The sequence below is a fragment of the Variovorax sp. RA8 genome (assembly GCF_901827175.1).
Taxonomy (GTDB): domain Bacteria; phylum Pseudomonadota; class Gammaproteobacteria; order Burkholderiales; family Burkholderiaceae_C; genus Variovorax.
Window position 1 is genome coordinate 148,986 of record NZ_LR594664.1, and the last position, 11,901, is coordinate 160,886.

The 11,901-nt window shown below is 60.1% G+C and carries 13 protein-coding genes and 1 pseudogene; 2 read left to right on the plus strand and 12 right to left on the minus strand.

The features are described 5' to 3' along the window. Positions 1-8 precede the first annotated feature (8 nt). From adhP to E5P3_RS33960, 4 genes and pseudogenes are all read right to left on the minus strand, one after another. Positions 9-1,043 carry an alcohol dehydrogenase AdhP gene (gene adhP, locus E5P3_RS33945; protein ID WP_162590433.1) on the minus strand — a complete coding sequence of 345 codons (1,035 nt, stop codon included), beginning with the start codon at positions 1,041-1,043 and terminating at the stop codon, positions 9-11. Between the two features lie 74 nt (positions 1,044-1,117). Beyond that, positions 1,118-2,497: pseudogene (locus E5P3_RS33950) on the minus strand (NAD-dependent succinate-semialdehyde dehydrogenase). Positions 2,498-2,545: 48 nt separating this feature from the next. Further along, entirely contained in the window at positions 2,546-2,740 is a 195-nt protein-coding gene (locus tag E5P3_RS33955) for a hypothetical protein (protein ID WP_162590300.1), read from the minus strand. A gap of 32 nt (positions 2,741-2,772) precedes the next feature. Then, positions 2,773-3,117, minus strand: coding sequence for a hypothetical protein (locus tag E5P3_RS33960; protein WP_232073636.1), 345 nt, complete (start codon positions 3,115-3,117; stop codon positions 2,773-2,775). Between E5P3_RS33960 and E5P3_RS36050 the strand changes: the two genes are divergently transcribed. Next, positions 3,116-3,301 (plus strand): hypothetical protein, encoded by a 186-nt coding sequence (locus E5P3_RS36050; protein WP_232073637.1) that lies wholly within the window; start codon positions 3,116-3,118, stop codon positions 3,299-3,301. The two genes, E5P3_RS33960 and E5P3_RS36050, sit on opposite strands and share 2 nt — an antisense overlap. Positions 3,302-3,577: 276 nt before the next feature. Here the strand turns inward: E5P3_RS36050 and E5P3_RS33965 are convergent, their stop codons facing one another. From E5P3_RS33965 to E5P3_RS34000, 8 genes are all read right to left on the minus strand, one after another. Beyond that, positions 3,578-4,438, minus strand: a complete 861-nt coding sequence (locus E5P3_RS33965) for a cytochrome c3 family protein (RefSeq protein WP_162590435.1) — start codon at positions 4,436-4,438, stop codon at positions 3,578-3,580. A 1-nt stretch (position 4,439) separates the two neighbouring features. Continuing rightward, positions 4,440-5,189 (minus strand): hypothetical protein, encoded by a 750-nt coding sequence (locus E5P3_RS33970; RefSeq protein ID WP_162590436.1) that lies wholly within the window; start codon positions 5,187-5,189, stop codon positions 4,440-4,442. 2 nt (positions 5,190-5,191) lie between these two features. Next, positions 5,192-7,252, minus strand: coding sequence for a 2Fe-2S iron-sulfur cluster-binding protein (locus E5P3_RS33975; RefSeq protein WP_162590437.1), 2,061 nt, complete (start codon positions 7,250-7,252; stop codon positions 5,192-5,194). Between the two features lie 139 nt (positions 7,253-7,391). Beyond that, positions 7,392-8,207: a periplasmic heavy metal sensor gene (locus E5P3_RS33980; protein ID WP_162590438.1), complete on the minus strand. Its 816-nt coding sequence runs from the start codon at positions 8,205-8,207 to the stop codon at positions 7,392-7,394. Positions 8,208-8,326: 119 nt separating this feature from the next. Beyond that, positions 8,327-8,635, minus strand: a complete 309-nt coding sequence (locus E5P3_RS33985; protein WP_162590439.1) for a hypothetical protein — start codon at positions 8,633-8,635, stop codon at positions 8,327-8,329. Positions 8,636-9,085: 450 nt separating this feature from the next. Beyond that, on the minus strand, positions 9,086-9,247 hold the full coding sequence (locus tag E5P3_RS33990) for a hypothetical protein (protein WP_162590440.1): 162 nt from the start codon (positions 9,245-9,247) through the stop codon (positions 9,086-9,088). Between the two features lie 265 nt (positions 9,248-9,512). After that, positions 9,513-9,860 (minus strand): hypothetical protein, encoded by a 348-nt coding sequence (locus E5P3_RS33995; protein WP_162590441.1) that lies wholly within the window; start codon positions 9,858-9,860, stop codon positions 9,513-9,515. 860 nt (positions 9,861-10,720) lie between these two features. Continuing rightward, the gene (locus E5P3_RS34000; RefSeq protein ID WP_162590442.1) at positions 10,721-11,053 is read right to left on the minus strand and encodes a copper-binding protein; all 333 of its coding nucleotides are present in this window, start codon (positions 11,051-11,053) and stop codon (positions 10,721-10,723) included. Positions 11,054-11,150: 97 nt separating this feature from the next. Here E5P3_RS34000 and E5P3_RS34005 point away from each other — a divergent pair, with 97 nt between their 5' ends. Beyond that, entirely contained in the window at positions 11,151-11,579 is a 429-nt protein-coding gene (locus E5P3_RS34005; RefSeq protein WP_162590443.1) for a DUF1622 domain-containing protein, read from the plus strand. Positions 11,580-11,901 lie beyond the last annotated feature (322 nt).

An 11,901-nucleotide genomic window follows, 5' to 3' on the forward strand; every position in this document is an offset into this window, starting at 1 on the left:
TGTTCGCGTCAGCCGCTTGCGAATTCGAGGACCACGCGTGACGGTACATCGCCATGCTCCAGCCGCTCGAAGATTCGGTTGATCTCCGACAGAGGCTGCAGCTCAATATCGGCCTTGACCTTGCCCTCGGCGGCAAAGGCGAGCGCTTCGGCCATATCGCGGCGCGTGCCTACGAATGAACCACGCACGGTAATGCAATTCGCTACCACGTCGAAGAGCGGAACCGGAAATTCGCCCGGCGGCAGCCCGACCAGGACGCAGGTGCCGCGCTTGCGGGTCATGCCGACGCCCTGCTTGAATGCGGCGAGCGAGGGCGCCGTGATCAGAACCCCATGAGCTCCGCCGCCGGTCTCCTTCTTCACCGCGGCTGCCGGGTCGCCCTCTTTGGCATTGATCATGACATCGGCGCCGAGGAGCTTGGCGTGGGCGAGCTTGCCGCTATCGATGTCAACCGCGCAGACGTGGAGTCCCATGACCTTGGCATATTGGATCGCCAGATGACCGAGGCCGCCGACGCCGGAGATGGCGATCCATTCGCCAGGCTTCGCTGCGGTCTCCTTGATCCCCTTGTAGGTGGTGATGCCGGCGCAGATGATCGGTGCGGCATCCTTCGCCGCAAGGCCGGAAGGCACATGAGCGACGTAGTTCTGGTCGGCGACAATGTACTCGGCAAAACCGCCGTTCTTGGTATAGCCGCCGAACTGTGCCTGGGCACACACGGTCTCCCAGGCCGCCAGGCAATACTCGCAGTGACCACAAGCCGAGTAGAGCCACGGCACGCCGACGCGGTCGCCCTCCCTCACGCTGTTCACGCCGGATCCGACGGCTGCGACGAGCCCGATGCCCTCATGGCCAGGAACGAACGGGAGTGTGGGCTTCACCGGCCAGTCGCCGCGCGCGGCGTGGAGATCGGTGTGGCACACACCACAGGCCTCGGTCTTGACCAGGATCTGGCCCGCCCCGGGGGAGGGGATGTCCCATTCCCGAAGCACCAAGGGTTTTCCGAACTGCTCGACAACGGCGGCTTGCATCCTGCGTTCCATGTGCAACTCCTCTTTTCAGGATGGGATCAGTGGATCAGTGGATATCGCTCGGTTGATCGGACCGGAAGCGACGCTTATGCCGGCCCGTCGATCGAAGCGACGCGAACCAGTTTTTTGTTCACGAACTCCTGGATGCCATGCTGTAGAGCTCGCGTCCGTAGCCGGAGTTCTTGATGCCGCCGAACGGCAAGTCTGGAGTCGTCCAGGTCGGGTGATTGCTGAACACCATGCCGGTGTCGACGCGGCTCGCCACGCGTTTGCCGCGCGCAACATCCTTGGTGAATACCGGGCCCCCAATCCAAATTCCGAGTCATTGGCGAGCGCCACCGCCTCGTCCTCGTTCTTAACTCGGAAGAAGAGCGCGACCGGCCCGAAGAATTCCTCCCTGTAGGCGGGATTGCTGGGCTTGATGTCCGCCAGGATCGTCGCTGCATGAAAGCGCCCGGTCGATCGATGCGCTTGCCGCCCATCACCAGTGTGGCGCCCTGGGCGACGGCTCGATTGACCTGCTCCAGCAGCTTGACCAGGGCCGCCTCCGTAGACAGGGGTCCGAGCGTCGTCGCGTCATCCATCGGGTTGCCTGCTTCGAGTGCCTCCAGCGCGGTCTGAAACTTGTCGAGAAAGCGGTCGGCCAGTCCTTCGACGACGATCAATCGCTTCGCGGCGACGCAGCACTGGCCGGTGTTGTTCATCTTGCCCCAGACCGCCCACCTGACCGACTCGTCGAGGTCTGCATCCTCGAGCACGATGAAGGCGTCGCTGCCGCCAAGCTCCATCGTCGACTTCTTGAGATTTTGTCCGGCTCTCGCGGCAACGACTTTGCCTGCTTCCACGCTACCGGTCAGCGCAACACCCTTGATCCGCGGATCGTCGATCACGCGATTCACTTGGTCATACGAGACGAGTAGATTGGTGTATGCGCCGGCTGGCGCACCCGCGTCCAACCACAGCTTCTCGAAGGCGATGGCGCATTGCGGCACGCAGCCCGCGTGTTTCACCATCACGACATTGCCCGCCATCAGATTGGGCGCGGCAAAGCGCGCGAGCTGGTAGTACGGAAAGTTCCAGGGCCGGACGGCGAAAAGCACGCCGAACGGGCTGCTTTCGACCACGGCTTCACCCGAGTCCGGCTCGAGGCGCCGAGGCGCAAGAAAGGTTTCAGCGTTGTTGGCGTAGTAGTCGAGGATATCCGCGCTGAGTGCCACTTCGCCGCGGGCCTGAGCAATGAGCTTGCCCATTTCGAGCGTCACCGGGCGGGCGAACTCTTCGCTGCGCGCGCGCAGGATGCCAGCCGCCCTTGCGACCACAGCAGTTCGCTCGGCGAAGGTCGTGTGTCGCCAAGTCTCGAAGCAAGCTGCGGCGATTTGAAGTGACGTCTCAAGTTGCTCGTCGGAGATTTCCGCGAACGTTTCCACGATCTTGCCGTCGTAAGGGTTGACGCTTTGATAGGTCATGCTTTCATCTCGTTCAATGTCGTTATGGGGCGGGGGAAGTCGACTCGATCAATGGTGCGTGACCTTGCCAACGCCCTTGATGTCGTTCCAGGAAGTCGCCTGGTGACAGAGGAAGCACGGATCTACTTTGACGTTCGGTTGCCGCGCGATTCGGTGCCGAAAAACAACCGCACCCGCCAATACACCGAGGTATGCAATACGCTGCTGATACATGATTTCATCTCCTCTGGCGAGTTTCGCCATGGGTTGCTGCGCACCGCCGCAAAGTTTTTTGATTACCTATCTGGCATTGGCTTCATAGCCTCATCGCGCTTCATCATCTGCTCCATCATCATTTGCATCATGTCCATGCGCGTTTCCGTCATTTCCTGGCGCTTCTTCATGTCGCCGTCTTTCATGCTCCCTTGCTTGTCGCCCATCATCATTCCGCCGGGCTTGCCTCCGCCCTTCATCATCGGGCCGCCCATGCCGCGCATCGTCTTCATGTTTTCCTGCATGGTCTGCATGTGCTCCTGCATCAGCTTCTGGCGTTCTTTCGGATCGGTGGTCGCCCCGATTTTTTCCATCTGTTGCTGCATTTTTTCCATGTTCGCCTGCATCTTGGGCATTTGTTTGTCCATGTCCTCGCTCATCGCTGGCGTGGAGGGCGCGGGCCTTTCCTGCGCCGGTTTTCCCATGTCCATGTTCATTGCCGGTTTGGCGGGCGCGGGCTTTTCCTGCGCTGATGCGATTGGTGCCGACAAGGCACAGGCGATGATTGCGGAAATCAATATTGAAGTCTTCATGGCGATCTTTCAGGGTTGAGTGCGTTCATGTTCTCAAGAATTAGCTTGCCTGTGGCGAAGGCCAGTGAGCCTATCCGTATAGCCGAAAACTTTCTCAGCGTCCGTACGGCACCGAACGTACCCCCAAGCGTCAGAATAGTTGTCGGCCCGATAGAACCAAGAACCCGGGGGCGGCGATGTCACGGCCTTGCCCACAAACAGGGAGGAGAAAAGCGCAATCGCCGGCATGCCGACAACGGCGGCGAGGAACAGCGGATCGCTCTCCATGTTTATCCTTTTCCGCGTTGGTCTCAGTTCAATGAACTTTCTTCCAGCCCAAGCCCTTGATGTCGTTCCAAACGGTTGTTTGGTGACAGAGAAAGCACTGATTCACTTTGGCATTCGGTTGCCGCGCGAGTGGGGCTGACATCATCGAGAAGTGCATCATGTTGTGGCTCGGCGGCGGTTTATGACACTGCGCGCACTCCGTGGAGCGCGCCGACGGATGGACAAACTCGGCGATGGTCCACTGGGTCGTGGCGTGGCATTGCACGCAGTCCGTGCCGAAGAAACCCTGATGGCGATCCTTGGTCGCATGGCAGCTGGCGCAATTGAGCATCGACTCGTCGGCACCGAGACGCGGATGATTGATGGGCAGTGGAGGAACGCTTGTCTGCTTCACCTCGGCGTAAGGGGAGTCGGGCGCCCGCGTCTGCGCCTCCTGGCGCGGCAGCCGATTCAATAGACTGGCCATCGCTTCAACGTCAGGGGCGCTCAGTCCCACGCCCAGCTCGAAGGCTTTCATTTCCCGATGACCAGTCCTGGCAAGCAGTGCATGATCCATCGTTGTCGGCATCCGCGCCGTTCCTTGGTGCTCCACATGGCAGCCGCTGCAAATCTGAACGTTCGCGTGGAACGCCGTGGGCTGGCGCTGCAACAGCGCCGTGTTGTCGGCGTGGCACGCGATGCAAAGCTTGGGCTCGACACCTTTTACTGGCGTGTGGCAAGCGGCACAGTTGTTCGCAAGAAACGCGTGCGACTGCGACAGCGTTCCCGGGGCTACTGCTTGTTGCCAGAACGTGCGTGTTTGTGAGTCGCTCTTGCTCCAGTCGACGCCGATGCCAATTGCGATGACGGCAGTAGCGAGCGCTGAGATGATGAATTTTGCTTTGCTCATGCTACGAAATCCACCTGAGTCCATACTGCACGCCGGCGCCGATGTGCAGCGCGAGCAGCACATAGAGGATGACGGAGAGAACGATGTGAAGCGTCAGAGATCGGCCAAACCAGCGTTTGAAGAATTCGTGCATGCGGACCGAGTACTCCAGGTCCGCCACTGATTCGGCGATGCGGGCTGCCTCGCCAGCAGGGCCAGCGGGTCGGACGTCGAGCCCGAGTGATGCCATCGCTGCTGTCAAGACCGGCGTCCTTGGAAGAACTCTCATTTCAGCCGGGGAGTTGTCGAGCCTCCACCAAGCATTGTCGAGATCTCCTCTGGCGGTCTGCAGCAACGCCAACTTGTCTTTCATTTCATGGGCGACAAAGGTGAGCAGATAGCGAACCGCAAAGCCGCTGACGACGACGAGCAGCATCGTTGCCGTCAGCGCAGTTCCCAGCCAGCTGTCGAACTTGTGACCCGTGTGAATGATCGCGAGCAATGGACCGAGAAGACCCGCATAGACGTGCAGGGTAAGCAACGTCTTCATCGATACGTGCGGTGTGATTCGAGCGTTGAACCAGGAAATACGCTTTGCGATCGGGTAGGCAAGCGGGACGAGCATGAGCACGGCCCCCGCTATCCCGAATACCGCTCCGAGTCCGCTGCCCGGAAAGCGAGGCGAGCGGTGCAGGAAGAAGCCGAGCCAGGCTAGAAGCAATACGCTGAGCACGCCGGTGACGACGATGCCTTCACGTTCAGGCCATTTCATGGCTACGCCTCCACAGTGACAGGCCCGGTGGGCTTTGCCTGGCAGGCGAGAATCATGCCGTTGGCCTTGTCTTCAGGATCAAGCCCGTCCTCGACCGCCATCTCGACTTCGCCGGAAGTCATCTTCACCTTGCAGATGCCGCAGGTGCCGACGCGGCATGAGAATTCGATCCCGATGTCGAGCTCTTCGGACAGCTCAAGAACGGTCTGATCAACATGAATTTTGGAGGACTTGTTGTTTTTCGAAAAGGTCACCAGGGGGCCGGTAGCGGGGGCAGTGGATTTAGCGATGGTCCCGGCTGCGGCGGGGGTGGGCGCGGCTGAACCAAAACTTTCGGTCTTCACCTGGTCGGGTGGCACCTTCAGCTCAGTGAGGATCGCCTTGACCGCGTCCATCATCACGGGCGGCCCGCAAAGATGGATTCTTCGCGCAGCGATGTCAGGGACAGCCTGCGCGAGTAGTTCCTTCGTGAGGCGTCCCCGTAGCCCTTGCCAGTCCGTCCCTTCCGGATGCTCCATTGCCACTGCGACATGCAGTTTCTTGTTGACACGCTGAAGCTCGGCGAGATCTTTTGCAAAAATGAAATCAACTGGGGCCCGGCACGCGTAGACAAAAAAAATGTCTCCGGGCCATGACCGCTCCGTAAGGTAGCGCGTGATGCTCATCATCGGCGTGATTCCCACACCGCCCGCGATGAGGACGACGCTGTCCGCTTCGGTTCCGGTAAAGGTGGACTTTCCGACGGGTCCTCCTGCTTCGATCAGCTCGCCAACCTTGAGCACATCGTCGACATGACGCGAGACCGCGCCCCGAGGTTCTCGCTTCACGGTCAGGTCGACATGGTTGCGCTGCGTTGGGGAGGATGAGATGGAGTATGAGCGGTTCATCCTCGCCCCACCCACCGAGAATGCGACATTGAGGAACTGACCGGGCGCAAAGATGAAAGGCATGGGGCCATCACCGGACATGGGCTGGAGACGCAAGGTCTTCACGCTTGGTGTTTCCGTGATGATGCTGCCGATGCGGAGTTGGCCCCGCCACTTCGCATTGGGAACTGACGCCACGTTAGCCTGTGGAGCGTCGATTGCCGATGCTGTTGCGGTCGCGGGCTTGGCTGCTGAAGCAGGGGAAGAAGGCTGCGAGGGTGGGCCTACAGGCGGGGATGCTTTTCCCGTCGGCGGCGCGTCGGCAGGCGGCGGCGTTCCACCAGTCGGCGGCGTCGATCCCGGGGGCGAACCCGCTGGTGGAGACGGGTTGGGTGCTCCCCCAAGGGGCGGCGACGTTCCGGGGGGCGGCGCTCCCGGATTAGGCTCGATGCGCCCGAAGAGGGCAGCAGTTCGGCGCATCTTGAAGAAGTACATGGCGACCATCGCCAGCGCGAACGCGATGAGCAATGCCATCACGAAGAGATGCAATGGCAAGACGCCGAGAACTTTCCTTGAGTCTTCACTCCCAATGGGAGACGCGAGGCTCATCTCGCGCTTGAACCATTGCGAAGCGACATTCTGAGGCGGCATTCCTTCCTGAAGAAGCTTGTGCATGGCAACGCCGCTGCCCACACGCCCAAGGCCGTCGCGGGACTGCTGCAGCGCGCTCTCGGCTGAGTTGTGATCGCCCGCTGCGATCGCAGTCGACAGGCGTTGCTGCGCCGTCTGCAAAAGCATCGTGCCTTCGTAGATGCGCTCCTCGGAGAGGCGGCGCACTTCGGCACGCTTTTCGGGCGTCAGCGTGGGCAGACTCATTAGGAACGGGTAAATCTCCTTTCCCGCGCCACCCCCGCAGCAGCCATCGCTTCCCACCATCCCTTCCATCATTTTCTGCATGCTTCCCATCATTCCCTGCATGGCGTCCGGCTGGGCCGACATCGCAGCGGGAGCCTGCGCAGGCGCGGAGGCGCCTGCCATGGGGGCGCCGGCACTTGCAGCGGACGGGGATGGATCGGGATTGGACGGCTGCGCTGCGCCGGGATGATGAGACTCGTGCTCGGTCTCTTTTGACTGAGCGGCAGCGGGCGAGTTGCCGATCAGAGAACCCAGCAATGCCAGACAAGCAAGTCGCTTCATCGCGCCCCTCAATTGGCCCGGTAAGCGCCTCGCAACGAGTCGATGGGCAGAAATAGATGACATCGCGTCGAGAAGCTCACATCCGCTTCGAAAGAACTCACGCGCTGAGAACCCGTGTGCCCCGGTAAGAAGTTCTACATCACTCCATCTTCATCGGCGTGGCCATCGCGGGCGTCTGTGCGGGCTTGCCGGTAGCGGGCGACGGCCCGCTTGGCTTGGTGCCGAGCAGTGCCTTTTGCTGATCAGAGGTAAGCACCTTTCCCGCCTCGCCGACCGCCCTGATGAAGGCGACGCGTTGATCGCCGCGAAGCTTTTCTATGGCGCGAACCTTCGCTTCGATCTTGGCGGCGTCCGGTGTATCGGCCGCCGTCAGCATCCAGAGCTCCTGTTCGGCGTCCTCGACCCGACGATCCGAGCTCGTCCGATCCAGGAGAGCTTTTTCCTTGATCCGGTTCAGAGCGGTCTGCTGCTCTGTCGAGACGGTAATGTGCTGTGGATGATCGAGAAAGAAACCGGTCGCGCCAATGTGATACAGGTGGGAGGCACCAGGAAACCCGGGCAGAGTTGCAGAGGGTGCCATATTGCCCATGCCGCGCCGCGCCGGCATGGATCCACGCATTCGACCCATCATGTCTGAACTCGACGGAGCGGCCATAGGGTCTTGCATACTGCCGGAAGAGTCGGTGCTGGGCATAGGGCCATCCGAAGGCATGTTGCCTTTCATCATTCCATCGCCCATCCCACGCTTTTTCTCCATCTTGTCCATGTCATCCATCATCGCAAGACGGAAGCCGGAAGGTAAAGCTTCGGGTGAACGGAGGCCGCTCCACGCCTCATTTGGATTCGCCGCTTGGGCCGTAGGTGATCTCGCCCATAGCGGGGACGAAATGGTGAGCGCAATGGTGACCGCCGTTGCGGCGGTGACCAGGCTAGTCTTCGAATATTTGGTCGACATTTTTGGCACCTTTTCGGTTAGACGGTGAAGCCCACCCTGCTTGCCTTGCTCTCGAATTCAAGGCGGCTTTCGGCCCCTACGAGCGGGGAGGCGTCCCTATTCGACGCGGCATGCACCATTTAGGGTTGGTTCTTATGAAACTGCGCGTGGTTGTGTGACGGCTTTTTCTTGACTTTTTCACCGGAAGCGGATGCGGCGTCGCCCTGGCCGCACGGCGCTCCGGTAGCCTTCGAATCGCTGCTGATGCCGAAACCCTGTGCGTCAACGTGGTCGTGACGCTTCACTGGCGCTTTGCCGCAACCGCTTGGAACAGTCGCCGAGTTCGCCGGTGTCGGCATTGTTGCGGCCGGTCGCTGCGCATACGCGGGAATCGCCGCAATCGCGATGGCGATGCCGATTGCAGATGAGACATAAAGTAGTTGCTTCATGGTAGAAGTCCGGGAAGAGTTGGTGGAACAAGGGATGAAACATGTAGCCGGCCTCGTGGTTCAGCGGCGAAATCAGTCATGGATGCATCTTGGGGCGCACCTGACACACGGCCTTTGATACAGATCAAGTTCGAAGCATCATTCCGCCCCTTTCCCATCAACATCTATTGGCGGCAGAGGCCTATCATCAACCTAGGTGCGGCACACAGGTCAAGCGGCTGGCGGGGCGCGGCAGCGCTGGGTATTCAGCGCCTCGTCCAGTGGGGCAATTGGACCTTGCCGAATGTGGGAACGCATCGCGGCACGCCCGTTCAGCCTCGACGCCCCGGGGACCAGCTGCGCTCCGAGTTCACCGTATTGCTCGGTATACAAACCTTGGGCGAGATGCCCGCTGCATGGGATGGTTAGCGCGGCAGCGTCATCTTGTCACTTGACGAACTTGACCTTGGCTCAGGCGGTGGGATGTACCTGAACCGGGGTTGCGATCACAACGCGGCGTACCATCGGCGCCAGTAGCCGCTCGATAGCCACCGTGTCGCCGGTTGACTTGTGCACTACGTCCTCTTGCTTGCCCAGCAACTCGGCAAGGTTGAGCACGGCTTCAGGCTCCATCGCGAAGCAGCCTGGCGGTCGCCGGTTGCCTTCGCGCGGGCCAACGCTGCACTCACGAGCCTGCTCCGTTGAGGGGCTTGAGGGGCTTGAGGGCCACGAGACGCATGCCCACCGAAGTACATCCCCGGACTCGGTTCGCTTGATTCCAGCTGACTCAGCTTGTCGGTACTTGAAACCGTTTGCAATAACGATAGGACCAGTAACTAATCGCTGCGACCGCCGCAAGAACTCAGTCCAATCCGCTGAGATCCCCCACTGGCCTCCGTCAGTTCGCCGGCTTCGCCATTTGCCGATGGATCTTCGCAATAAGGAGATTTTCATTGGCTGTGTGCTCGTAGCTTCGGGCGAGGTTCTCGCAGTGCTGAGCCAATGTCTCGTGTACTTCTACACCGCTTGCTGGGGTTCTGTTTCTACGGTACGTGATCGCATAGCCAAAATGCCGCTTTGCCGTGGCTGCGTCAATGGCCGCTTGCCGCTCATACTCGGCTGCGATGGTTCCATGATCCAGTTCGCTGACCGCCCTCTCCGACCGGGCCGGCAAAAGCACTGAACTCTCCGGCGGGCGCGAAGCGCATCCGGCCGCAATCACTAGGGTTCCGGCAGATGCAGCCATGGCAAGTCCTCGTAGCAACCCGATTCGCTTAGTCATCATGATCTCCTTTGAGGTTGTTGAACGTGCGGCCGAAGGGGATGGCGGATCCTTCCATCGCCGCAAAAAAAGAACGATGCGCAACTGTCGTACAAGCGCTGGAAGGAACATTGACAAATATCAATCGATAGCGATCTTGAAGGGCCGAAGCGTCCTTCGCCGCTCAGCAGCACCTGAGTGATCCTTGCGTTCCGGTTGTATCCGCCGCTGATGACGAACGCCGCAATCACGGCCTCCGGCGTTGCTGGAGAAGCCGAGTGGCGCCGGCAGCCATTTGGCAGGAGAGCTCCGACTGAGCCCTCGGCACCGGATTATCTTTAACCGGCAGCCTTAGCTCCTTGCTCAGGTTCGCTCGGACGGGCCACGTTCGCAAGCGAACACACGCTCTGCTCGCACCGCGCCTGCGCGTCCGCCATTTTTTGTCGGATCTCCTGGCGCCCCTCGTTGTCTCGATGCACTGCCAGCAGCGTCATCAGCCGCGCGTTCTCGGCCTCAAGAGTGCGAAGGCGCCTGGCCTTGGGCGGCGCGAGATCACCAGAGTGATTGGGCCAGGCGTAGGTGGCTCGCCGAGCCTGTGCTTCTTGGCCCATTCCGAACAGCGTGCGCTCAGCCTCACTGAAAACCAGCTGCCCTGCGACAAATCGGCTTGCCCCATAGACTCACCCGTCTTCGAAGAGCCGTCTCCCGAAAGCTACTAGCCCGACGAGTCGGGCAGGTAATCCTCCCCTGTGGTCCTGATCATGCTATCGCCATGGGCCAAGCCATGAAGCTTTCATTCCGCCCCACCCCTGTTCCATGTCCGCTGCGTCGACCGGGGGGCCAGGTCAATTCCGCTTACGAAGCCGCACCACCGTAAGATCCGATCCGGATTTTTCTAGATCGAAGGCGACCTTGTCGCCCTCCTTGAATTTGCCCAAAGTCTGGTTGTTCTTGAGTTTGAATTCATGCGTTGCTGGCGGCATCTTGAGCTTGTCGATGGTTTCGTGTTCCAGCGTAATTTTCCTTCCTTGCGCATCGATGCCAGTGATCACGCCAATGCCGGAACTTCGGACGACTCCGTGCTGGCGGCCGGGTTCGTCGTGGCGTTGAGCGAGCGCGTCGGTCGCGACGACAGTGCTGAGGGAAAATATGACCGCAGCCAAGACTGTAGACTTCATTTTGACTCCTAGACTAACGATTGAACCATGGAATGGCGGTGGAAAAAGCAAGAACTAGGCCATCTTCGTCGGAAGAATGGGCCTTGCGCCTGATGTCATGAACACCTTTCGCGAAGTGATGGAGTGGGTGGGGCTGGCGTTCGATGCTACTGGTGTTTTGGTGATTGCGGGAGGTGTCCTGATCGCTGCTGGGCGGCTGGCCGCTGGGGCTTCAGGTACAAAAGCGACGAGTGTCCGGCGCTTCCGGCAGGACTTCGGCGGCGCGATCGTGCTCGGCCTTGAATTTCTGGTGGCGGGCGACATCATCCGCACTGTCGTCGTGGCGCCGACACTGGAAAACGTTGCCGTGCTGGCGATCGTAGTTCTGATCCGCACTGTTCTGAGTATGGCCCTGCAGGTAGAGATCGAAGGGCGCTGGCCTTGGCAACTTCATGACCGTGATTCCGCCCCTATCCAAGCGCGTTCGCAGCTCTCGACAGGCGCAGATTCCAAATCGGCTGGCAATGAACTCAAAGACCACAACTAGTTGGTGATGGAGAATCCTGAATCCGTGCGCAAGGTCGTCAAGGAAACCAATAGGATCCTCATCAAGCGATAGCGATATCAAGCCTTGACATGCGCCGCAGGCGTTGTGTTTCAGGTCAAGGAGCCGGCCTATACTCGACTTGGTCGAGATTCAGGTCGCCAAGTTCCCAATCCACAATGGCTACTCGACGTGGCACAAGTTGGCTGGCGTCCTATCTAACAGCCAGCATTGTTGGAGGATGAAATCTGGGGTGATGCATTGGGCGCTGTCTCCTGTCCCGCTTTGGACACAGAAGACCGGCAAGTTGGAATGGCGGCGTAAC